The organism is Paraburkholderia solisilvae, from assembly GCF_902859875.1.
Classification (GTDB): Bacteria; Pseudomonadota; Gammaproteobacteria; order Burkholderiales; family Burkholderiaceae; genus Paraburkholderia; species Paraburkholderia solisilvae.
In genome coordinates this window covers 63,024-82,804 of record NZ_CADIKF010000009.1, presented here as the reverse complement: position 1 = coordinate 82,804, position 19,781 = coordinate 63,024, and the positions used below count along the sequence as shown (strand labels likewise).

The following is a 19,781-nucleotide window of genomic DNA, read 5'->3' as shown; positions in this document are numbered from 1 at the left end:
ATGACCGCTCTCGCGAATCTGTTTGCACGGCTCGGCCCCCCCTGGGTGCAGGTGTCGTGCATGGCGGCGGTGCTCGTGCTGGTATCGGCGGTGTGCGCGCGGCCCGTCTTTGCCGTCGCGTGCCAGCGTACGGCGGAGAAAAACGGCGTCGGTAGGGTGGCGTGGTTTTATGGCGAGCAGGTGCCGGTCGAACAATTGTCGCGGTTCGATACGGTCGTGGTCGAAGCGGATAGCGGCTTCGACCCGCGCACCGCGACGAGCGCACGAGACGCGGACGGGCAGCGCTGCACGAACTGGTACGCGTATGTGAGCGTTGGCGAAGTGACGAACGATCGCGACTACTTTGCGGCGATGCCGAAGCAATGGCTGGTCGGTCGCAATTCGACGTGGGCGTCGGCCGTGATCGATCAGGGCGCACCCGGCTGGCCGCGGTTTTTTGTCGAGCATGTGATCGCGCCGCTATGGGCGCGCGGCTACCGCGGCTTTTTTCTCGACACGCTCGATTCCTGGCAACTGATCGCGAAGACGGACGCCGCGCGGGCGCGGCAACAGGCGGGGCTGATCGCTGCGATTCGCGCGCTGAAGGCGCGCTACCCGGATGCGCAACTGATTTTGAACCGCGGCTTCGAGGTGCTGCCGGAGATCCACGGCGACGTCGCGGCGGTCGCGTTCGAATCGCTCTACGGCAACTGGGATCAGAGCAATCAACGCTACGACGCCGTACCCGCCGACGACCGCGAATGGCTGCTCGCTCAGGCGCACACGATTCGCGAGCGTTACCGGTTGCCGGTGATTTCGATCGACTACTGCGCGCCGGACGACGCGCGTTGCCGCCGCGAGATAGCCGCGCAGATCTGTGCGGCAGGTATTCAGCCCTATGTGACCGACGGCGCGCTGCGCACCGTCGGGGTCGGCGCGGATGCCGCTTGCCGCGCGCGGCTCGATGAGGCGGCGGGTGCGAGTGGTGCGCGACCTGACCGCTGACTGCGGACCGCGGACCGCGGACCGGATAAGCAGGCCACACCCACACGCCCGTTTGGCGCGGGGCCGCACCGCATTCGTTGTCAGCGGAACTGCGTGACCGCCAGCAATAGCACCATACCTCCAATCGCGCCATCCAGAATCCGCCACGCGGCGGCGCGCCGGAATAGCGGCGCGAGCACACGCGCACCGTAACCAATCGCAACGAACCATACCGCGCTCACCGCCATCGCGCCGAGCGCGAACGCGGTGCGCGCGCCTGCAGGCTCCCGTGCGCCGGCGGTGCCGATCAGCAGAAAGGTATCCAGATATACGTGCGGGTTCAGCCACGTGAAGGCGAGCGTCATCAGGACGATCGGGACAGTGCGTTGCGCGGGCGCGCCGTCCGCGGCGGGATCGAGCACCGCGTGACCGGGCCGCAGCGCGCGGCGCAGGGCGCTGATGCCGAACCACGCAAGATACGCGAGACCGACGTAGAGCAGCGCATGAATCAATGCCGGATAGCGTTCGACCAGCACCGAGGCGCCGCCGACACCTGCGCCGATCAGCAGAAAATCGGACAGTATGCAAAGCAGCACGATTTTGCCGACATGCGAGCGCATGATGCCTTGACGCAGCGCGAAAGCGTTTTGCGCGCCGATGGTGACGATCAGTGACGCGCACAGCGCCGCGCCGTGAGAAAAGGATGGCCAGTTCATAGCATTTCAAAACGATGTGAAGAAGCGAACCGGGCGAGTCTGAGGTAATCTGCGTAGTAAGAAAACCTAATTCTCGTAACACCGATTAAGGAACGCTAATGCTGGACTATGCATTGCTGGATGCACTTGCGGCTGTGGTGCGGCACGGCTCGTTCGAGCGCGCGGCGCGTGAGCTGAACGTGACGCCATCGGCGATATCGCAGCGCGTGAAGCTGCTCGAGGAGCGCGTCGGCAGCGTGCTGGTGAAGCGCGGTACGCCGTGCGTCGCGACTACCTCCGGTGCGCTGCTGTGCCGGCATACGGAGCGCGTGCAATTGCTCGAGGCCGAACTGGCAGGACCGCTGCCCGCGTTGCCCGGCGCGTCGCTGCAGGCGTGGCCGACGCTGCGCGTCGCGGTGAATGACGATAGCGTCGGCACCTGGTTTATCGATGCGATCGCCGGCTTCTGCACGCAGCGCGAGATGCGGCTCGATCTCGTGATCGACGATCAGGACCACACCGCGCAGCTGATCCGCGACGGCAGCGTACAGGGCGCGGTCACCACGCAGGCCGAGCCAGTGCAGGGATGCCGCTCCACGAGGCTTGGCCGGATGCGCTACCTCGCGGTTTGCACGCCTGTCTTTCACGCGCGGCATTTCGCCGACGGCGTGTCGCGCGAAACGCTGCGCCGCGCACCGTGCGTCGATTTCAATCCGAAGGACGAGTTGCAGAAGCGCTTCATGCGCAAGATCACGCGCGCGGATATCGATCCGCCGAAACACTGGATTCCGCACGTCGCGGGCTTCCTGCGTGCGTGCGTGACAGGGCTCGGCTGGGGTATGTGTCCCGAGCGGATGGTGGCGCCGCACCTGGAGCGCGGAGAATTGATCGATATGTTGCCGGGCAGGCATCTGGATGTCGATCTCTACTGGCAAAGCTGGCGCCTGTCGATCGGTTGGCTCGACGAGTTCGGCCTTGCGTTGCGCAAACAGGCGGCCCAGCTGCTGGACTGAAGGCCAGCCGGTCACGCGTGAGGTGCGGTGAAAAATTAGTCATATTTGAATTATTATCATGCTTAATTTGTCAAATATGACATGAAGCGGCACGCAACCAAATTGACATTCGCATTTTTTAGTCTATACTGACTATTTATCTGCCATAAAATGTCAGATAAGGCAAAATGAAACGCAACAACAAGGACTTTGCGTCCGTCGATCTGAAGCGGCGCTCGGCCGCCCTTGGGCGTGCGGTCGCCGCTGCCCGTATCGCCCGCAACATGACGCGGCAAGATTTCTCAGAGCGCGCCAACATCAGTCCGAGCACGCTCGTGCGGATCGAAAAGGGCGATGTGTCGGTGAGCTTTGCGTCGTGGCTGCATGCGTTCGAACGTGCAGGCCTGCTCGGTTTGCTCGAGCCGGTCGCCAACCGGCAGAACGATGTGGTCGGCGAGGCGCAGCGCGACGCACAATCGCGCAAGCGCGCACGCAAGGCCGTATCGAAAACAGGTGAGTACGATTTCTAACCCGACAACATCGCCGGCGGTCTGGCGCAAATACGTATTTATCGCGCTCGAAGGCGCGTCCGAAGCGGTGCCGGCGGGCACGCTCGCGGTCTACGAAGACGGCATCAAGCCGGTCGGTGCGACCTTCGTGTACGGCAACAAGTATTTGCAGCGCGCCCATGCACTCGCAGTAGACCCGGTCAGCATGCCGCTCGACGAAGCGAAACAGCACAAGGAGACGGTATTCCAGCCGCCGGCCGGGCTCGCGCTATTCGGCGCGATCCGTGATGCGGCGCCCGACTCGTGGGGCCGGCGCGTCATCGAAAACATGCTGAAGGCGGCGCCGGACAGCCTGTCGGAAACGGAGTATCTCGCGCATGCGGGCCCGCACCGCACCGGCGCGCTCGATTTTCGCGATTCTCCAACGGCGCGCGCCGAGCCCGGCAAGCTGCCGGACGTCAAGGCGCTGTCCTATCTGCTCGACGCCGCCGCGCTGATCCAGCAGGGCAGGCGGGTGCCGCGCAACCTGCAGTCGCTCTTTAGCGTCGGCGCGACGCTGGGTGGCGCGCGACCCAAAGCGGTGCTGCTCGACGAAGGGCGGCAGTGGGTTGCGAAGTTTCCTGCGTTTCGCGACGGCTTCAATGTGCCCGTCGTCGAACGCGCCACGCTCGAACTCGCACGTCAATGCGGGCTGCGCGTACCCGCGACGCGGCTCGTGCATCTGCCCGACGGGCGCGACGTGATGTTGATCGAGCGCTTCGATCGCGTGTCGTTGCCAAAGGGCGGGTTCGGCAAGCGTCACGTCGTGAGCGCGCTGACCATGCTGAAAATGCACGAATTCGGCACCGGCTCGGCCGAATACGCGCATCTTGCCGACACACTCAGCGAACTCGGTGCGAGCGGCTCCGTCGGCGCGGACAAGACCGAGCTCTTCAAACGCATGGTGTTCAACATCCTCGTCACGAATGACGACGATCATCTGCGCAACCACGCATTTGTCTGGGACGGCGCGCAACGCGGCTGGCGGTTGAGCGATCTGTACGACGTCGTGCCGAAGCCGCAAGTGGGTTCGGAGCGTTTTCTCGTACTGGGCGTCGGGCCGGCGGCCGGGCGGCTCGCGACACTCGACAACGCATTGTCGGCGGCCGGCCGGTTCGGTCTGATGAAGCACGCGGCCGCGCAGATCATCAAGGAGTTGTCGGCCATCGTGCGCGAATGGCGCATGCATTTCGAAGCGCTCAACGTGCCCGTCGCCGAGTGCGAGAAGGTTGCGTCCGCGTTTCGCAAGCCGAAAGACATCGGCTTGCGCGCAGTGGAAAAAGCGTAGCCGGGGGGCGTTTGCCTGCCGCCACGCTTTCGTCGCATACCTGATCAACGCGTTTCGGCGCGGCACTTCAATGCGGCGCTTGCTGTTTGCTGTTCTCCGCTTCGCCCATGCCATTTGCCTGAGCCCGCGCCCACCGCGCCCGCATCAGCCGCGCCCGCGTCAGCGCGCTTCCGGCAGCGCTTCCGTTTTCTCCTGCGCGTCGGCATTGCGCGTTTCCGGCATCGCGGCCCACACCAGCAGCACCGCGAGCGCGCCTGCGCCCGCCAGCCCGAAGAAACTGACCGCATTGCCGAAGCGGTCTGCGATAAAGCCCGCGAGCGATGTGCTGAGCGTCGCTCCGATACCCGCCGCGAGTCCGAAGAGCCCGATGCACAGGTTATAGCGGCCCTTTCCGCCGGCCACGTCCGCGGCGATCAACGGCAGCATCACGCCGAACACCGCGGCGCTCAGACCGTCGAGCATCTGCACCGGGACGAGCAGGTACGGGCTGCTGACGCCCGCAAACAGCAACGCGCGCACCGGCAGCGCGGAGAAACCGAGCAGCAGGATCGGCCGCCGGCCCCAGCGCTCGGCGGTGCGTCCCACCCACGGCGACAGCAGCGCGACGATCGCCTGCGGCACGATGATGCACGCGGCAATCACCAGCTGGACGTTGTCGCCCATCCCCGCGGTCACTTCGCCGGCGGCGAGATTGAGCATCGCCGCATTCGACAGATGGAACAGCACGACGCACGCGGCGAATACCAGCAACCGCTTGTCGCGCAGCAGATTGAAAATCGTCTCGCGATCCTCGGGTTCGGCAGGCGCGTCGTCGAGCGGCGTATCGCTTTGCGCCGCCTCGTCGCGTGGCGGCTTGGGCGCAGCGGGGACACGCGGCAATGCCGGCGATGCGTTCGGCAGATGGATCATCACCAGCGCGACGAGTGCGGGCATTGCGAGCGCCGCGGTCAGCCAGAACACCGCACGCGCGGAGAAGTACTCGCCGGTGAGTCCCATCAGGCCGGCGGCGACCGCGCTGCCGATCGACGCCCAGCGCGCGTTGCGGCCGAGCCGGTCGCCGAGATTCGAGCGCCCGACGAGCGCGAACGAGATCGCCGCCATGGCCGGCACCAGCATGCAGCTGGCGAAGCCGTGAAAGACCTCGGCGGCCATCACCGGCAGCACGGTCGGGCTCGCCGCGAGCAGCACTGCGCTCGCGATAATCGCGATGATCGCCCATGCGGCGGCGGCCTTCTTGTTGCGCAGCGCGTCGACGGCTGCGCCGCCCGGCACCTGGCTCACCATCGCGCTGATCGTGCCGACCGACAGCGCGAGACCGATCTCGCCCTGAGTCCACTTGTGCGTCGCAAGATAGGACGCGATGAACGGCCCGAAACCCGTCTGCACGTTGGCGACGAAAAAGTTGAGCCAGTCGAGGGCGCGAAGACTGCGTGCGTTGACCATGAGCCGGCTCGTCATCGGGAAGTGCGCGCGGAGGAAGCCGGCGCGGCGGATGACGAAGAGGTGGCCGATGCCGCCGCAGCCGGTGCTGGCGTGGGGGCTGGCGCCGGCGTCGTGCTGCTCGCGGCAGGCGCCGCTGCAGCCGTGGTCGCGGAGGCCGGCGGCGCGGGTGAGACGGCGACGATCGGCTTGCCGCCCTCATAGGAGGGCGACGCCTTGATCTGCGCTTCGTTCAGATCCATCACCGCGCGCAGCGACTTGTCCTTCGGCGCGAAGTGCAGCGCGGACCAGTTCGCGGCAATGGCGCGCCGGTCGAGATTGATAATGCCGCTCACGTCGATCACAACCGCCTGCGGTTGCGCGTTGCCGTCGATCAGCACGTCGATCACGCGGCCGACCTGTGCGCCGTTCGGCCGCTCGACCGTCGCGTCGAGCAGCGGCAGTTGTCCGTCCGGCACCGGCGGCGCGGGCGGCACGCCTGCCAGCGGTGTCGCGAGCGAAGTCGACGGCTTCGCGCGGCCGACCGCCGCCAGCTGGTTCGGCGGAATCGTAATCGTGATCGGCGCGGGCTTTGCCGCGGGGCTGAAGCGGAAGGCGCTCCACGGAAAGCTCGCCTTGCGGTCGCCGATGCCCATGAAGCCCTGCAGATTGACCACCAGTTCGCGCGGCGCGCCGTGCACGTCGACGGTCATATCGACCGCGCGCCCGATCACTTTGCTATCGGCTTTCTGCACTTCGCTGTCGAGCAGGCCGCGCACGGCGCCGCGATCGATCGCGCGGGTCACGATAAGCGGCGGCGGAGGCGGCGCGGGAGGCGGGGGGGGCGGCGGTGGCGCAGGCGGCGGTTCCACCTTGTGTGGTTTGACGACCACGCGCTTCGGTTTCTTCGGTTGCGCCGGTTCGGTGGGCTCGCTTTCCTCAGGCTCCGTTTCGACGACCGGCGGGGCGGGCGCCTCGACGGCGCTGGCCACTGCTTCGGTGATCGGCGCAGGCGCCTGCTGGGCCGGGCCGAACAACGCGCAGCCCGAGAGCGCGAGGCCGAGGACCGCCACAATGGCGAGAAGCAGAAGACGGAAAGCCGGACGCAGGAAACCGCCGCTCATCAACAAGGACTCCATGGCGAGATGCGGGACGCCGGGAGCGCCGCCGCGATCGGTGCAGTGATCGATGCAAGCCGCGCGCTCAGGAAGCAAGGTGAACAGCGCGCCGCGGACAGAGTGTAACCTGCGACGCCCGTGGAGCCGGCTTTGCCGTTCATCGCGCGGTTCGGCCAGGCGGGCGACCGGCTGGAGTCCGTCTCGGGTTTGCCCGGAGTTCACGCGCCACGTCGCGCGCTTTCACGCACGTTCAGCGCGTAGGTGTAAACACGCGCACGTTACGCCGCGTCTCCCACGTGCCCGGCGATATACGCGTCGCGACATGCCGGGCATGCCTTCGCCGCGATGGGAGACATATTTGTCTTCACCTACCCTTCGCAACTACAGAAAAAGAGCGGCGGCGCTCCCCGGTGGTCCGCGCAATCCGCACGACCAAACCCAAGGCTCAACGAGACGAACCCTGATGACGGCTTCCCGCATGGCCGTTTCAGCTTGCTGATAAAGGAGGCACTCACCATGATGGAATCCCAGGCACGGGCGCAAGCGCTGCCGGCGGCCGAACTCGACGGCGGCGACGCCGCTCGCGACAGGCTCGGCGTACAAGGCATCATCGACCGCTACTTCGACGTGTCGGTGCGCGGCAGCACGCAGCGCCGCGAAATCGTCGCGGGCATCACGACTTTTCTGGCGATGGTCTATTCGGTGTTCGTCGTGCCCGGCATGTTCGGCAAGGCGGGTTTCGACACCAGCGCAGTGTTCGTCGCCGTTTGCCTGACCACGGCTTTCGGCTCGCTATTGATGGGCGTCTGGGCGCGCTTGCCGATTGCGATCGGTTGCGCGATCTCGCTGACCGCGTTTACCGCATTCGGACTCGTACTCGGCAAAGGCCTGCATCCGACCGTCGCGTTGGGCGCGGTGTTCGTGATGGGCGTCGTATTCACCGCGATCTCGGTGACGGGCGTGCGCTCGTGGATTCTGCGCAACCTGCCGACCGGCGTCGCGCACGGCACCGGCATCGGCATCGGCCTCTTTCTTTTGCTGATCGCGGCCAATGATGTCGGGCTGGTGATGAAAAATCCGGGGCCCGGCTTGCCGGTATCGCTGGGTCATATCACGTCGCTGCCGGCGCTGATGTCGGTGATCGGACTCGCGGCGATTGTCGGACTCGTGCGGCGTCGCGTGCCGGGTGCGATTCTGATCGTGATCGTCGCAATTTCGGCGCTCGCGCTGCTGCTCGACCCGGCTGTCGCGTTTCATGGCGTATTCGCGCTGCCGTCGCTGAGCGCGCCGGGGCATACGTCGCTGATCGATGCAATGGATCTGAAAGGCGCGCTGTCGCTGGCGGTGTTGCCGAGCGTGCTCGCGCTCGTGATGACCGCGGTATTCGACGCAACCGGCACGATTCGCGCGGTTGCGGGCCAGGCCGGGCAGCTCGACGAGCAACGCCGCATCGTGAACGGCGGCCGCGCGTTGACCGCGGATTCGCTCAGTTCGATTTTCTCGGGCTTTATGGGCGGCGCACCGGCCGCCGCGTATATCGAATCGACGGTCGGCGTCGCGGCCGGCGCGAGAACCGGTCTTGCCGCCGCGGTGGTCGGATTGCTGTTTCTCGTCGTGATGTTCTTTTCGCCGCTTGCCGCGCTCGTGCCTTCGTACGCGACGGCGCCGGCGCTGATGTATGTCGGGTTGCTGATGCTGTCGAGCGTCAGCAAGCTGCATATGGACGATCTGGTCGACGCGATGTCGGGCCTCGTCTGCGCGGTGTTTATCGTGCTCACCGCGAATATCGTGACCGGCATCATGCTCGGCTTCTGCACGCTCGTGATCGGCCGCGTGGTGAGCGGCGAATATCGCAAGCTCAACGTCGGGACTGTTGCGATCGCAATCGTTCTAGCAGCGTTCTATCTGGGCGGCTGGGCGATCTGACGCATGGGCTGATCGCTGCATTCCTTGCGCTCCCTGCACTCGTTGCGGACGCAAGGAGCGGCTCGCTGAAGGCGAGTACGACTTGCCGGCCGACTGTTTTCCTCCACGGGTGCCGCGCGGAATGTTGCGCGCCACCCGTTGCTTTTTTCATCAAAAGAAAAGAGTGCGAAGCATCGGGCATGCCGGATGCTGACGCGCGAGCGCACGAACCTCAGTCCACCTTGACATCGACCGATGCGTTTCTATACTTAACCTCATGGTTAAGTTTGAAGATGATGCGATGCTCGATCGCACTTTCGCGGCGCTTGCCGACCCGACGCGCCGCGCGCTGCTCGCACGCCTGTCGAGCCAGCACGACCTGACGGTCAGCGAACTCGCGCAGCCGTTTGCGATGTCGTTGCCGGCGGTGATGAAACATCTGGACGTGTTGTCGGGCGCGGGTCTCATCACGCGCACCAAGACCGGCCGCAGTGTCGCGTGCCGGCTGGCCGCGGGGCCGATGGAAGATGCGATGCAGTGGCTAAGCCGATATCAGCGCTTCTGGTCCGAACAGCTCGAACAGCTTGCCGCATATGTGGAGGAGGACGCATGGCCGACCAACCCAGTCTCACGCTCCGGCGCCGCATCGACGCGGCGCCCGCGAAAGTCTATGCCGCGTGGACGCAACCGGCGCACATCGTGAAGTGGATGCATCCGAACGGGTGTGATGTAAGCGTCGTCGAAATGGATGTGCGCGTCGGCGGGCGCTTCTGGATCGCCATGCGAACACCCAATGGTGAAGAGCCGCAAGTGAGCGGCACATTTCGCGAAGTGGAGCCGGACGTGAAGCTCGTCTATACCTGGGCGTGGCGCGAGACGCCGGAACAGGAGTCGCTCGTGACGCTGACATTGCAGCCCGATGGCGGAGGCACGCTGCTCACGCTCAGGCATGAGCGGCTCTTCGATGAAGCTGTACGCGACAGTCACCACGATGGCTGGAGCAGTGCGCTCGACGTGCTCGAACGGTATGTCGCGTGATCTGCGTGTGGCGTGCGTGTGGGTGGGTGCATGCATGCGATGTCCACGACGCGGGTGAAGCGCATGCAAGCACGCGATACCGGCCGCACCGATTCAATGCAGCGGCGCTTGCCGCATTGTCATGGAGGAGCAGATGGAATCGCACAAAATCGTTTCGCAAGCGGAATGGCTCACCGCGCATCGCGCGCATCTGGCCGAGGAGAAGGCGCTGACCCACGCGCGCGACGCATTGAGCAGGAAGCGCCGTGAGTTGCCGTGGGTCAAGGTAGACAAGACCTATACGTTCGACACGGATCGAGGGCGGCAAACGCTCGCCGATCTCTTCGATGGGCGCAGCCAGTTGATTATCTATCACTTCATGATGGGCCCCGACTGGGACGAGGGCTGCACCGGTTGCTCGTTTCTCTCCGATCATGTCGATGGCGCACTCGTGCATCTCGCGCATCGCGATGTGACGTACGTGGCCGTGTCGCGTGCGCCGCTCGCGAAGATCGATGCGTTCAGGAAACGGATGGGATGGAAATTTCGCTGGGTGTCGTCGGCGGACAGCGACTTCAACTACGACCATTACGTGTCGTTCACGCCCGCACAGCAAACCGAAGGCAAACTGTTCTACAACTTTGAGACGATCGACTCGAACATGGATGAACTGCCGGGTCTGAGCGTCTTCTACAAGGACGAGGCCGGCGCCATCTATCATACGTTCTCGGCGTATGGCCGTGGCGGAGAGCCGTTTATCGGCACCTATACGTTTCTGGACATCGTGCCGAAGGGACGCGACGAGAAGCACGCGATGATGGAGTGGCTGCACCACCACGACCGGTACGGCGATGCGCAGCCGGCACTTCACGATGCGGGCGGAAACTGCCACTGAGCGGCATGCGCGGCAACCGTGCGTTTGCGCGTTGCCGCGCTATAACGACATCTCGAACGCAGGCTTGAGAAAGAGATGGATGGCCATCACGACCAACCCCATCGCGGCGGCCGCGAGCGTGAGCGTGCCGTACTCGTCGTGGCGCATGTCGTATACGCAAGCGACAAGAAAGAGAATCGCAAGCAGATTGGTTAGCCAGTCGAAGTTGAGCGCGAGCAACATCGGCGAATCCGGGCTCACCCGGAAGAATCGTTTATCCAGGGAGGCGATTCTATCGAGGTGAGCTTACGGATAAGCAACGCGTCGCGCGGATGCGACGTAAGGCTTTATACAGGCGATGCCGTGCGCATCAGGTCGTGCCTGATCCAGTCGAGCACCGACGTGCGTTGCGGCTTCCAGCCGAGCAGTTCACGCGCGCGGGTGCCGCGTACCCGGCTGTTCGAGCCGAGGCCGTAGGACGTCATTTCGTAGCCCCATTCATTTTTGGCTTCTTCGAGCGGCCAGTCTTGCGGTTCGCCGAGCCGCATCGCTTGTGCGATCGCATGGCTCATGTCCTTGAACGACGCTTCGCCGCTTTCGACGAAATAGAACGTACCGGCCGGCGTTTTCTCGAGCGCGAGGCGATAGAGTTCGACGACGTCGTCGATATGCACGTTCGACCAGATATTGCCGCCGCTGCCGACGTGCCGCACGATGCCGCTCTTTTGCGCCTGGCGGACGAGGCGCGGCAGTTGCACGCTCGCGCTGCCTTTGACCGCGCCGTGTCCGTAGATCAGCGTATTGCACAGCACTGCCGAGCGGATGCCGCGTTGCGCGGCGCTGAGCACGAGCCGATCGATCGCGACGCGCGCGGCTTTGTCTTCGGTCGGTTCGGGCAGCGCATCTTCGTGATAGATCGGGGCCGCGCCGGCTTCACCGCCGGATGCGTCGCCGACGATGCTCGAACCGCTCGTATGCAGGAACGGTTTGTTCGAGCCGGCGAGACCGTCGATCAACGCTTCGACAGCGCCGCGATGATCGCTGCTTGCGGCGTTGATCACGGCGTCGGCGGCTCGTGCTTGCGCGATCAGCAGATCGCGCTCGTCGAGCGTACCGATGACCGGGACGATGCCGAGACGTTCGAGTTCGGCGGCCTGCTCAGGTTGGCGGACAAGGCCGGTTACGCGATGACCCGCACGCACGAGGCCTGCCGCGATCGATCCGCCGATAAAGCCGCCTGCGCCGGTGATAAAGACGTTCAAGATGTTCTCCAGACGAAGCACGATATGAACGCAGTATGGGCCGCAGCGATTCTCGCAAAAAGCGTGTTAGTCTCAAATCAAACTTGATTTGAAATCAACAATGAAGACTTCGACCGATGAATTGCTGGCGTTCGTCACGGTAATCGACAGTGGCTCGATCACAGCGGCCGCCGAGAAGTTGCAGCAGACGGTGTCGGGCGTGAGCCGCGCGCTGTCGCGTCTGGAAAAGAAGCTCGACACGACGCTCGTGCGGCGTACGACACGGCGTTTGCAACTGACCGAGGAGGGGGAGTTGTACCTCGCCAAAGCGCGCGCGATTCTCGCCGCGATGGAAGAGGCGGAAGAGTCCGTTGCGCGGCGGCGCAAGCGGCCTTCCGGGCCGTTGCGCGTGGATGCGGCATCGCCGTTCATGCTGCATTGCATTGCGCCGCATATGAAGGCGTTTTCCGCGTTATATCCGGACATCAGGCTTGAGCTGACGAGCAACGAGCGCACGGTCGATTTGCTGAAGCAGAGGGTGGATATCGCGATCCGGATCGGCGAACTGCAGGATTCGACGCTGCATGCGCGCGCATTGGGTAGCAGCCAACTGAGGATAGTGGCGAGCCCGGCTTATGTGGCGGAGCGTGGTGTGCCGCGCGCGGTGGAATCGTTGCGCGAGCATCGACTGATCGGGTTTACCGCGCCGGAGCATTTGAACCGCTGGCCGCTGCGGGACGGCGAGCGTGACGCGCTGAAAATCGAGCCGGGGATGGCGGCGTCGAGTGGGGAGACGTTACGCAGGCTGGCGCTCGATGGCTGGGGCATCGCGTGTCTCGCCGATTTCATGATTGCCCGCGACATGCGCGAAGGGCGGCTTGTGCCGGTGCTGGAAAGTGTGCTGCTGGACCGGCGGCAGCCGATTCATGCGGTGTACTACCAGAGTGCTGCGCTTGCGGGGCGGGTGAAGTGTTTTCTGGATTTTATTCAGGGGAGGGTGAGGCTTTAAAGCCTATTTTCCGGAGGTCATTGTCTTCCGGATGTCGATGAGCGCGTCGATGAGTTGATCCAGAGACACCTTGCGAGCCATCCGTCCGTCAGGCTCCGGGCCGCCGAGTTCAGCTTCGAGATGGGCGGGGCCGCGTTCTTCGTTTACCCGCACGACGGGGTATCTATCCAGCAAAATTTCGAGTGTCAATTTTTCATACTCATCCATGGCGGATGACCACACGATTTCAAGTTTATCCACGATTATGCCCGGCGAGTAATTCAATCGATATGCAACGAAACGAGTCGGTGCTAAACCAGCAGGACCTGCGCGGTGCGTGCGCTTAGGTGCTTTGGCCATATTCCGTCTCGTCCCAGAGGACGAAGGAAAAATACGTTTCTTCCGGCTCCTTGTCCTCAAGGAGTTGTTCGATGATCTTGGCCGCCACGAGATTGCAAGTCGATCGATATTCTGACCACGGCCTCTTCTCTTGCGGGGAAAAGTCCGCAATTCCGTCAAGCAGGGGGAGAATGCCTCGTTTGTCGATCCTAAAAGTATCGAAACCAAGTATCGCCAGGTTTCGGCTTTCGCAATGGGCAACGAAGTTCTGTGCATCAAAAGCATGCAGGAAGATTTCACCGCCATCGACGGTTACCGCACGAGCCATGTACTGCTCGTAAATTTCAGTTTTGTAGTTCATGGCGCCCCTATCTCCCTGTAGCCATCGACTTGCGGAGTTCGATGAGCGCTTCTATGAGTTGATCCAGATGCGCCTTGCGAACCATCCGTGCATCAGGTTTAGGGCAGCCGAGTTCAGCCTCCAGATTGTCAGGGCCTCGTTCTTCGTTCACCTGTACGACGGGGTAACCATCCAGCAAGCTTTCGAGAGTCAATTTTTCATACCCATCCATAGCGGATGACCACACAATTTCCAATTCACTCACGATTCGTATTTCCGATGGCGGTCCCGACTGTGCGGACTGTCGAGACCGTCAGTCATCGTTCTCAAGCGTTTCCTGCCGATATTCCCTCGCTACGCGCGCAATCTCATTCCATTGTTCCAGCGTAAGCGACACGGGGTTGGCTGATTCGAATACAGTCATACGAAGGCTGCGATCTCGCTGGACGGCGAGATCCATGAATGGTGCAAATTGACCCGGAGAGAAAATTTCATTCTCTTCGAGCATATAAACGAAGACATACGGATACGGAGTATTCACATCGACAATGTCTTCAAGATAGAGCTTGCTCATTTACCGGCCTTAAGAGATTCAAGAACGTCACCAGTTAACCTCCAATACCATCGAGTTCGATGCAGACCCACGTGCCAGTTCGGGAGCCGGTTTCTGAAGTCGACTTTTGGGCGACAGAAGTCGTACGAATCCAGTGTCAATCGAGCAGTCGAATGAGTCGATGGGCCTCGTCAGCCGGAATGTACTCGTGAGGGAAAGGCGCGGCGGGAAACGGAGCCCGGCTCTGGATGCGCGCCAGCTCAATATCGTAAAGACCGTATATGTGCCAGTTCATTGACAGGGGGAAGATGGCATATTCGTTCGTGTAGCCCATCGTGTATTCGACGCCTTCGAGGAAATTCACCAGGCAGTCGAGTTCGCGAAGATAGTCGCGTTGGTTGATGTGACAATGAAGCTTTATCGCAGGGAAGTCACCCGCCGTGAGTACAAGTTTGGGGCGCGCCATGGCGCGAACGTCGACGAAGTAATACTCAGAGTCACCGTTTCCGGATGAAAGCGCGCTGACGAAATCTATGAATCCGGCGACTTTGAACTCAAGCCAATCGCAGTATTTGACATTTTTGCCATATGGATCGGAGTCGTGCTGTGTCCAGTTGGCAACCATTCCGCACAGCTGCTGAAGACGGCTGAAGGTCGGATGGTCTTTGATGATCGGCATAAGGGAGTCGGTTCAGACCAATCTTGACGCTAGTGGGTTCTGCTCCCGGCGATAGCCCGCGCTGGGAGTTCTGCAGGTATCCAGAATCGCGCAAACTGTAGGCGGTTACGAACCGACAGGGCGAGAGCATCTAACGGCGAGAAGCCAGATAGGAAAACGCTTCGTGCCGAGACTCCGGTCCATATGTCACGGACGTTGACTGGGGAAAGGAAAGTCTGACTCCTTATAGACGTTTCGCCAGTCGGCGCCGCCGATCCTTTTGCCCAGTTCCATGATCATCAATTCGGGTCCGGGCGACGGGTAGTGCTTAAGCGGCTTTCCGTCGAGACGATCGATTGAGAAAATATCGATCAGATCGTCGGTTGGGGTCTTCATGATCTGGACGTATGCGAGTACTGCAACGCCTTCGTCGATTCCGATTAACTCTCGTCTGAGTGTATAGGCATCACAGCCGCTGTCTTCTGTCGCCTGATCGTGACACACAGCAAGAAAAAGTGAGGAGTCGATCTCGCGCACTTTGCACGAATTGATCTGATCGAGCCATCGGTCCGCCAGGGCACCGTACAGGGGCGCATTGGTCTCGATGAGAAACAGGAGAAGTTCTCGCTCATGCCGGGCCAGGTTTCTAGACGTTGTCATGGTGGGGCCCTTAACGAGGGAATGGTCGGATTGAGCCAACGCGAATCTCATTCGCTGAGAGCCTATGCGCAGAATACTCAATTGTGACACCGTCGACAGAAATATAAAAAGATCGTCCTTCACCGATCGCCAATTGACCGCCCGCGTTCGCAGCGATGTCTTCGCGGATCGCCAGGGTTACGGGCTCGCGAGGAATTCCTTTGGCATCGAGATGACGATACGTGTGTGAAATTTGATTGGGATTTTTGCCCAAATTAATAGTTGATGAATCTGTAAGTGCCGACTTGCAAGCACGGTCGACGTCGCGGACGAACGTAATGATCCAGTTGACGATCCTTCCCGCTGCCCCTGTGCCGGGGACGAAACATTCCACGCACACAGGCTCCAACCCCGGTTCTTGCGCGAACAACAACGTCCTTAACGACCTGACGAACCCGACCGGTGGTCCCGCCGGTGCAATCCCAGATTCATAGTTATCCAGCCACTCATCAATCTCCTCGCTACCAATCGCCGCAGCACTGCCACCTTCCGGCTTGACCGTACCCGTACGCGAAACAACCCGCCCATCCGGCGAATACCCGTAGTCGACGGTCAACGTGCGACTGCGATTTCCATTCGCAGGCGCCGCATCTTCGACATAAGTGAATCGCGTGACCCGTCCGCGCACGTCATAAACGACGTACGCATTCATGCCGTTGTCCGTCAGTTCCAGTGGACGATGTGCCGCGTCCCGCAACAGCACGCCGACCGCCCGGCCGGTCACATACGAAATCGCCACGCGCCGGTTCGCGCTCCCGTCATAGGTCTGATTGATATCTTCGACCTTTTGACCATTGACCATCGTCACTGTCGATTTCGGCCGGTTCCGGCCGTCATACGTGAAGCCGTACGTGCGTTGCTCTCCAGTCGACTTCGCGCCAAAGCCGCTTGCGCCGGTCGCATCATCCGTCGTCAGTTCACTCAGCCCGATCAGGTTGCCTCGATCGTCATATGCGAAGCCGCGCATCATACGAGGCATCGCGATCAGTGCCGGATGCAGGCTCGTTGCATCGGCGTAACGCACTGACGTAATCGATAAGCCAGTCGCCCCACGGCGTGCAACGCGTACTGGCCGGCCGATATCGTCATAGCTGTATTCGGTACTGCTGCCGTCCGCCGCGGTGTCGGTCAACAGATTGCCGCCCGCGTCCCACGTCGACGTTGCATTGCCCGACGGTGAACTGCTGCCCACCGGCCGCTGCATGCCCGCGACCGAAGAGAAGTTCAACGTCGTGGCTCGACGACTGTCTGTGACCGTCGTGCTGTTGGTACCGTACGCAAACTGAACGTTGCGCGTCGTATCCGGATGGCTGGCGGCAATGGCGCGGCCCTTCGCGTCATACGTCCACGTCGCAACGCGCGAGCCCGTTTCGTCGATCACGCCGGTCATCGCAGACCAAAATCGCGCATCTTCGAACAGGTAGCGCCGTACATAGCCATCGGGCCATGTGACGGAGACGAGGTTGTTCTGCGCGTCGTAGCCATAGCGCGTGATGGCGCCCGTCGGGTCCGTCATCTGTGTGATGCGGTACTTGGCGTCGTACGCAAAACGCAGCACGAGATCGACATATGTGCTGGTGTCGGCGGCGTGCTCGGTAACCGTGATCAGAAGACCGGCCGCAGGTGCGATGTTCGACGGTGTACTAGCGTCGCTGTAGGTCAGCGTGGTGACGTGGCCATCGTGCGTAGTCACCGTCAGCAATACACCTTGATTTGAGTAAGACTCCGCTGTGTCGGTAGTCAGGTCGGTCAGCGTCCAGCCCGCCGTGTCGTCACGCAACGCCAGCGCGGCCGTGCCGACTGCGCGCCACACGCTGTTCGTCTTCCTGAACGTCACGGGCTCGCCGTCTTCGCGCCACGCGATAACTTGCGCAGAGCCGGCGCGCGCATTGGCGAGATCCAGTTGACGCTGCCAGTTATGAAACCAGCCCGCGCCCACGTTGGCATCGGGATGAAGATGAGGCGCCGAACGATACGTGCGGCGAAACGCCATCGGCGTGTCGCCTCCGCTGACGAAGTCGACTTCGCCAAGCGTGTTGACGCCCGTGCCCGGATAGACCGGATCCGCAACCGGACAACTTGCTTCAGGCGCCACCGGTTCCGGCGCATTGCAATAACGGTCGATGCGATCGAGGTTGGCCGTACAGAAGTACGTTCCCATGCCGACCGGCGTTCCGCCGGCAACACTGATCGAACATCCCTTTGTTCCAGGTATGCCTCGGGATTTCGCGTAGAGGGAATAGCAGATCGCGTCGCCGCTTTCAGCGTGCGCGTTGAATGCAAAAAGGAGTGCAGTCAGCAGAAGCAACAGTCCCAGCATGCGCGCCGGGTACTGGTGCAGTGGAAGAAAGCGCAGGCCCATTCGGATTTTTTTCTCTCGTATATGTGTTTATTACCGCGACAACAGCCGTCACGATAAATGCACACACAACAAAAAAACCGCCGAAAAGTCCGAACCTTCCCGCGTCATTTCCGCTTTCGCAAAACCGCCTCCGGGGGCCACCCGCCAAGCCGCGCCGTAGTGGAATTCCCTAACCCATCCAGGTGAAAAACAACTTGTATATACAACCCGCCAAAGCTAGACTCCACGGAAACTTGTCTATACAGGAACGCATTCGCCATGATCCTTACGCCCGGCCACCTGACTCTGCCGCAGCTCCGCCAGATCGCACGCGAGCAGGTCACGCTCGAACTGGACCCCGCCAGCTTTGCCGCGATCGACGCATGCGCAAAGGCGGTCCACGACATCGCGGCGAAGGGCGAGCCCGCGTATGGCATCAACACCGGCTTCGGCCGCCTCGCGAGCACGCATATCCCGCACGATCAACTCGAACTGCTGCAACGCAATCTGGTGTTGTCGCATGCGGTTGGCGTCGGTGAGCCGATGTCGCGTCCGGTGGTGCGCCTGTTGATGGCATTGAAGCTGTCGAGCCTCGGCCGCGGTCACTCCGGCATCCGCCGCGACGTGATCAACGCATTGCTCACGCTATTCAATGCCGATGTCCTGCCGGTCATTCCCATCAAAGGATCAGTCGGCGCATCCGGCGATCTCGCGCCGCTCGCGCATATGTCGGCGGTGCTGCTCGGTGTCGGCGAGGTGTTCAGCAAAGGCGAGCGCATGTCGGCTGTCGACGGTCTGCGTCTGGTCGGTTTGAAGCCGCTCACGCTGCAAGCGAAAGAAGGCCTCGCGCTGCTGAACGGCACGCAGGCGTCCGCCGCGCTCGCGCTGTACAACCTGTTCGCGATCGAAGACCTGTATCGCACCGGACTCGTCGCAGGCGCATTGTCCGTGGATGCGGCGGCCGGTTCGGTCAAGCCGTTCGACGCACGCATTCACGAACTGCGCGGCCATCCAGGCCAGATCGACGCGGCGGCCGCGTATCGTTCGTTGCTCGAAGGCTCGGCGATCAACCTGTCGCATCGCGACTGCGGCAAGGTGCAGGACCCGTACAGCCTGCGCTGCCAGCCGCAGGTAATGGGCGCGTGCCTCGACCAGATGCGCCACGCCGCAGATGTTTTGCTGATCGAAGCAAATGCGGTCTCGGACAATCCGCTGATCTTCCCGGACACCGGCGAAGTGCTGTCCGGCGGCAACTTTCATGCAGAGCCCGTCGCATTCGCCGCAGATAATCTCGCGCTCGCCGCGGCCGAAATCGGCGCGCTTGCCGAGCGCCGCATCGCGTTGCTGATCGACGCGACGCTGTCCGGCCTGCCGCCGTTTCTCGTGAAGGATGGCGGCGTCAACTCCGGCTTCATGATCGCGCACGTCACCGCTGCCGCGCTTGCGTCGGAGAACAAGACGCTGGCGCATCCGGCCTCGGTCGATTCGCTGCCCACTTCCGCGAATCAGGAGGATCACGTGTCGATGGCCACCTTCGCCGCGCGCAAGCTTGCCGATATCGCGGAGAACACCGCGAACATCCTCGCGATCGAAATGCTCGCCGCCGCGCAGGGCGTCGACCTGCGCACGCCGCATCGCACCAGTCCCGCACTGCAGCGCGTGATGAGCGTCGTGCGCAACGAAGTCCCGCATTACGAGCTCGACCGTTACTTCGCGCCGGACATCGCGGCGATGGCGCGTCTCGTGCAGAACGGCACGATTGCCGCTCATAGCCCGTTCGAGTTTGCTTCCGAGCGCCGCTGA

At 62.4% G+C, this 19,781-nt stretch carries 22 protein-coding genes; 10 read left to right on the top strand and 12 right to left on the bottom strand.

Annotation, left to right across the window (positions count from 1 at the left end):
• The gene (locus HV675_RS07990) at nucleotides 1–984 is read left to right on the top strand and encodes an endo alpha-1,4 polygalactosaminidase (protein ID WP_246270146.1); all 984 of its coding nucleotides are present in this window, start codon (nucleotides 1–3) and stop codon (nucleotides 982–984) included.
• Nucleotides 985–1,064: 80 nt separating this feature from the next.
• Here the strand turns inward: HV675_RS07990 and HV675_RS07985 are convergent, their stop codons facing one another.
• Complete coding sequence (locus tag HV675_RS07985; RefSeq protein WP_175110345.1) at nucleotides 1,065–1,679, bottom strand: LysE/ArgO family amino acid transporter; 615 nt, start codon at nucleotides 1,677–1,679, stop codon at nucleotides 1,065–1,067.
• A 98-nt stretch (nucleotides 1,680–1,777) separates the two neighbouring features.
• Here HV675_RS07985 and HV675_RS07980 point away from each other — a divergent pair, with 98 nt between their 5' ends.
• The 3 genes from HV675_RS07980 to HV675_RS07970 all read left to right on the top strand — a co-directional run bounded on the left by HV675_RS07980 (nucleotide 1,778) and on the right by HV675_RS07970 (nucleotide 4,486).
• On the top strand, nucleotides 1,778–2,671 hold the full coding sequence (locus HV675_RS07980) for a LysR family transcriptional regulator ArgP (RefSeq protein ID WP_175110344.1): 894 nt from the start codon (nucleotides 1,778–1,780) through the stop codon (nucleotides 2,669–2,671).
• Between the two features lie 167 nt (nucleotides 2,672–2,838).
• The gene (locus HV675_RS07975; protein ID WP_175110343.1) at nucleotides 2,839–3,180 is read left to right on the top strand and encodes a helix-turn-helix domain-containing protein; all 342 of its coding nucleotides are present in this window, start codon (nucleotides 2,839–2,841) and stop codon (nucleotides 3,178–3,180) included.
• On the top strand, nucleotides 3,164–4,486 hold the full coding sequence (locus HV675_RS07970; protein WP_175110342.1) for a type II toxin-antitoxin system HipA family toxin: 1,323 nt from the start codon (nucleotides 3,164–3,166) through the stop codon (nucleotides 4,484–4,486). Before HV675_RS07975 ends, HV675_RS07970 begins: the two co-directional genes overlap by 17 nt.
• A 159-nt stretch (nucleotides 4,487–4,645) precedes the next feature.
• On the opposite strand, the gene HV675_RS07965 is transcribed toward HV675_RS07970, so the two are convergent.
• Entirely contained in the window at nucleotides 4,646–5,944 is a 1,299-nt protein-coding gene (locus tag HV675_RS07965; protein WP_175110341.1) for an MFS transporter, read from the bottom strand.
• On the bottom strand, nucleotides 5,941–7,029 hold the full coding sequence (locus HV675_RS07960; protein WP_175110340.1) for a PRC-barrel domain containing protein: 1,089 nt from the start codon (nucleotides 7,027–7,029) through the stop codon (nucleotides 5,941–5,943). Before HV675_RS07960 ends, HV675_RS07965 begins: the two co-directional genes overlap by 4 nt.
• A gap of 510 nt (nucleotides 7,030–7,539) precedes the next feature.
• On the opposite strand from HV675_RS07960, the gene HV675_RS07955 reads away from it, so the two are divergent.
• From HV675_RS07955 to HV675_RS07940, 4 genes are all read left to right on the top strand, one after another.
• The gene (locus tag HV675_RS07955) at nucleotides 7,540–8,949 is read left to right on the top strand and encodes an NCS2 family permease (RefSeq protein WP_175110339.1); all 1,410 of its coding nucleotides are present in this window, start codon (nucleotides 7,540–7,542) and stop codon (nucleotides 8,947–8,949) included.
• A gap of 280 nt (nucleotides 8,950–9,229) precedes the next feature.
• Nucleotides 9,230–9,631, top strand: a complete 402-nt coding sequence (locus HV675_RS07950; RefSeq protein WP_246270145.1) for an ArsR/SmtB family transcription factor — start codon at nucleotides 9,230–9,232, stop codon at nucleotides 9,629–9,631.
• Complete coding sequence (locus HV675_RS07945; protein WP_175110337.1) at nucleotides 9,538–9,966, top strand: SRPBCC family protein; 429 nt, start codon at nucleotides 9,538–9,540, stop codon at nucleotides 9,964–9,966. The genes HV675_RS07950 and HV675_RS07945 overlap by 94 nt, the downstream gene beginning before the upstream one ends.
• Nucleotides 9,967–10,099: 133 nt before the next feature.
• A complete protein-coding gene (locus HV675_RS07940) occupies nucleotides 10,100–10,840 on the top strand; it encodes a DUF899 domain-containing protein (RefSeq protein WP_377700634.1) in 741 nt (246 codons plus the stop codon).
• A gap of 39 nt (nucleotides 10,841–10,879) precedes the next feature.
• Here HV675_RS07940 and HV675_RS07935 read toward each other — a convergent pair whose 3' ends face one another.
• Nucleotides 10,880–11,062, bottom strand: a complete 183-nt coding sequence (locus HV675_RS07935; RefSeq protein WP_175110401.1) for a hypothetical protein — start codon at nucleotides 11,060–11,062, stop codon at nucleotides 10,880–10,882.
• A gap of 104 nt (nucleotides 11,063–11,166) precedes the next feature.
• Complete coding sequence (locus HV675_RS07930; RefSeq protein WP_175110335.1) at nucleotides 11,167–12,081, bottom strand: NAD-dependent epimerase/dehydratase family protein; 915 nt, start codon at nucleotides 12,079–12,081, stop codon at nucleotides 11,167–11,169.
• A 100-nt stretch (nucleotides 12,082–12,181) separates the two neighbouring features.
• Here HV675_RS07930 and HV675_RS07925 point away from each other — a divergent pair, with 100 nt between their 5' ends.
• Nucleotides 12,182–13,069 (top strand): LysR family transcriptional regulator, encoded by an 888-nt coding sequence (locus HV675_RS07925; protein WP_175110334.1) that lies wholly within the window; start codon nucleotides 12,182–12,184, stop codon nucleotides 13,067–13,069.
• 3 nt (nucleotides 13,070–13,072) lie between these two features.
• Here HV675_RS07925 and HV675_RS07920 read toward each other — a convergent pair whose 3' ends face one another.
• From HV675_RS07920 to HV675_RS07890, 7 genes are all read right to left on the bottom strand, one after another.
• The gene (locus HV675_RS07920; protein WP_175110333.1) at nucleotides 13,073–13,408 is read right to left on the bottom strand and encodes a hypothetical protein; all 336 of its coding nucleotides are present in this window, start codon (nucleotides 13,406–13,408) and stop codon (nucleotides 13,073–13,075) included.
• Nucleotides 13,392–13,748, bottom strand: a complete 357-nt coding sequence (locus HV675_RS07915) for a hypothetical protein (protein ID WP_175110332.1) — start codon at nucleotides 13,746–13,748, stop codon at nucleotides 13,392–13,394. The genes HV675_RS07920 and HV675_RS07915 overlap by 17 nt, the downstream gene beginning before the upstream one ends.
• A 7-nt stretch (nucleotides 13,749–13,755) precedes the next feature.
• The gene (locus HV675_RS07910) at nucleotides 13,756–13,992 is read right to left on the bottom strand and encodes a hypothetical protein (protein WP_175110331.1); all 237 of its coding nucleotides are present in this window, start codon (nucleotides 13,990–13,992) and stop codon (nucleotides 13,756–13,758) included.
• Between the two features lie 48 nt (nucleotides 13,993–14,040).
• Nucleotides 14,041–14,301, bottom strand: a complete 261-nt coding sequence (locus HV675_RS07905) for a hypothetical protein (RefSeq protein WP_175110330.1) — start codon at nucleotides 14,299–14,301, stop codon at nucleotides 14,041–14,043.
• Nucleotides 14,302–14,437: 136 nt separating this feature from the next.
• Nucleotides 14,438–14,959 (bottom strand): hypothetical protein, encoded by a 522-nt coding sequence (locus HV675_RS07900; protein ID WP_175110329.1) that lies wholly within the window; start codon nucleotides 14,957–14,959, stop codon nucleotides 14,438–14,440.
• A 186-nt stretch (nucleotides 14,960–15,145) separates the two neighbouring features.
• The gene (locus HV675_RS07895; RefSeq protein ID WP_175110328.1) at nucleotides 15,146–15,637 is read right to left on the bottom strand and encodes a hypothetical protein; all 492 of its coding nucleotides are present in this window, start codon (nucleotides 15,635–15,637) and stop codon (nucleotides 15,146–15,148) included.
• Nucleotides 15,609–17,999: a DUF6531 domain-containing protein gene (locus HV675_RS07890; RefSeq protein WP_175110327.1), complete on the bottom strand. Its 2,391-nt coding sequence runs from the start codon at nucleotides 17,997–17,999 to the stop codon at nucleotides 15,609–15,611. The genes HV675_RS07895 and HV675_RS07890 overlap by 29 nt, the downstream gene beginning before the upstream one ends.
• Nucleotides 18,000–18,257: 258 nt before the next feature.
• Between HV675_RS07890 and hutH the strand changes: the two genes are divergently transcribed.
• Nucleotides 18,258–19,781 carry a histidine ammonia-lyase gene (gene hutH, locus HV675_RS07885; protein WP_175110326.1) on the top strand — a complete coding sequence of 508 codons (1,524 nt, stop codon included), beginning with the start codon at nucleotides 18,258–18,260 and terminating at the stop codon, nucleotides 19,779–19,781.

Bases quoted from the DNA above. Each gene is read 5' to 3' on its own strand.
- HV675_RS07990 (WP_246270146.1), top strand. From the start codon at position 1: ATGACCGCTCTCGCGAATCTGTTTGCACGGCTCGGCCCCCCCTGGGTG.
- HV675_RS07985 (WP_175110345.1), bottom strand. From the start codon at position 1,679: ATGAACTGGCCATCCTTTTCTCACGGCGCGGCGCTGTGCGCGTCACTG.
- HV675_RS07980 (WP_175110344.1), top strand. From the start codon at position 1,778: ATGCTGGACTATGCATTGCTGGATGCACTTGCGGCTGTGGTGCGGCAC.
- HV675_RS07975 (WP_175110343.1), top strand. From the start codon at position 2,839: ATGAAACGCAACAACAAGGACTTTGCGTCCGTCGATCTGAAGCGGCGC.
- HV675_RS07965 (WP_175110341.1), bottom strand. From the start codon at position 5,944: ATGACGAGCCGGCTCATGGTCAACGCACGCAGTCTTCGCGCCCTCGAC.
- HV675_RS07960 (WP_175110340.1), bottom strand. From the start codon at position 7,029: ATGAGCGGCGGTTTCCTGCGTCCGGCTTTCCGTCTTCTGCTTCTCGCC.
- HV675_RS07955 (WP_175110339.1), top strand. From the start codon at position 7,540: ATGATGGAATCCCAGGCACGGGCGCAAGCGCTGCCGGCGGCCGAACTC.
- HV675_RS07950 (WP_246270145.1), top strand. From the start codon at position 9,230: ATGCTCGATCGCACTTTCGCGGCGCTTGCCGACCCGACGCGCCGCGCG.
- HV675_RS07945 (WP_175110337.1), top strand. From the start codon at position 9,538: ATGGCCGACCAACCCAGTCTCACGCTCCGGCGCCGCATCGACGCGGCG.
- HV675_RS07940 (WP_377700634.1), top strand. From the start codon at position 10,100: ATGGAATCGCACAAAATCGTTTCGCAAGCGGAATGGCTCACCGCGCAT.
- HV675_RS07935 (WP_175110401.1), bottom strand. From the start codon at position 11,062: ATGTTGCTCGCGCTCAACTTCGACTGGCTAACCAATCTGCTTGCGATT.
- HV675_RS07925 (WP_175110334.1), top strand. From the start codon at position 12,182: ATGAAGACTTCGACCGATGAATTGCTGGCGTTCGTCACGGTAATCGAC.
- HV675_RS07920 (WP_175110333.1), bottom strand. From the start codon at position 13,408: ATGGCCAAAGCACCTAAGCGCACGCACCGCGCAGGTCCTGCTGGTTTA.
- HV675_RS07915 (WP_175110332.1), bottom strand. From the start codon at position 13,748: ATGAACTACAAAACTGAAATTTACGAGCAGTACATGGCTCGTGCGGTA.
- HV675_RS07905 (WP_175110330.1), bottom strand. From the start codon at position 14,301: ATGAGCAAGCTCTATCTTGAAGACATTGTCGATGTGAATACTCCGTAT.
- HV675_RS07900 (WP_175110329.1), bottom strand. From the start codon at position 14,959: ATGCCGATCATCAAAGACCATCCGACCTTCAGCCGTCTTCAGCAGCTG.
- HV675_RS07890 (WP_175110327.1), bottom strand. From the start codon at position 17,999: ATGGGCCTGCGCTTTCTTCCACTGCACCAGTACCCGGCGCGCATGCTG.
- hutH (WP_175110326.1), top strand. From the start codon at position 18,258: ATGATCCTTACGCCCGGCCACCTGACTCTGCCGCAGCTCCGCCAGATC.